The following is a 916-nucleotide window of genomic DNA, read 5'->3' as shown; positions in this document are numbered from 1 at the left end:
TATAGTCAGTTCTTTTTAAATAAGATACAATCGTTTTAAAACAAGCGAAATGGCAGAAGAACAAATGACCTATTCAGCAGATTTTCGAGCACAAGTGATTAGAAGTGTCAAAAACAAAGACATGAGTATCCGTCAGGCTTGTACTTTTTATAATGTTAGCAAAACCGCATTACAGCGCTGGCTCAAAGATTCAAGTATCAAACAAACTCGGGATAAACCACCGACTAAAATACCGAATGAAGCACTCTTAAAAGATGTTGAACAACATCCAGATGACTATTTGTATGAGCGAGCTAGGCGATTCAACTGTAGTAAGACCGGCATGCACACTGCTTTAAAACGCCTAGGTATCAGTCAAAAAAAAGACCTTAGAGCATCCAAAAGCCTGCCTGATAAAAAGAGCGGCGTATCAGAGTAAGCTTGATCGCTTTGCGCAGCAAGGCTATCCCATTGTGTATATGGATGAAAGCGGCTTTGAGGCGCAAACTATAAGACCTTACGGATACTCACCGATAGGCAAACCCTGTAGCGACAGCTACAACTGGCAAGCAAAAAAGCGCACTAATGTCATCGGTGCTTTGTATAAAAAGATGCTGTTTGCGCTTGATTACTTTGAGCAGAATATCAACAGCCATATATTTTATGACTGGTGCAAATATACGCTTATTCCAAGTCTTAAGACCAAATGCGTGATCGTTATGGATAATGCCCGCTTTCATAAGAGCAAGCGTATTCAAAAGCTACTGAACAGGCACGGCCATCGTATTCTATGGCTGCCACCCTACAGTCCAGATCTAAATCCCATTGAGAAAAAATGGGCACAAGCTAAGTTTCTACGCCAAGGATGGATGGAGAATAATTTGCCTAAACTGTTTCAGGATATGGGTTGTATCTCTTTTATTGTGAACTGACTATA

The 916-nt window shown here is 40.6% G+C and carries 2 protein-coding genes; both read left to right on the top strand.

Annotation, left to right across the window (positions count from 1 at the left end; translation table 11 throughout):
* The first annotated feature begins 49 nt into the window (after positions 1 to 49).
* Positions 50 to 418, top strand: a complete 369-nt coding sequence (locus JMW39_RS13170; RefSeq protein ID WP_320157921.1) for an IS630 transposase-related protein — start codon at positions 50 to 52, stop codon at positions 416 to 418.
* Positions 390 to 911: an IS630 family transposase gene (locus tag JMW39_RS13165; protein WP_201547286.1), complete on the top strand. Its 522-nt coding sequence runs from the start codon at positions 390 to 392 to the stop codon at positions 909 to 911. Before JMW39_RS13170 ends, JMW39_RS13165 begins: the two co-directional genes overlap by 29 nt.
* Positions 912 to 916: the final 5 nt, after the last annotated feature.

This window comes from Psychrobacter immobilis (assembly GCF_904846175.1).
Taxonomy (GTDB): Bacteria; Pseudomonadota; Gammaproteobacteria; order Pseudomonadales; family Moraxellaceae; genus Psychrobacter; species Psychrobacter immobilis_E.
The sequence above is the reverse complement of the archived record's forward strand: the minus strand, read 5'-3'. Positions and strand labels throughout refer to the sequence as shown.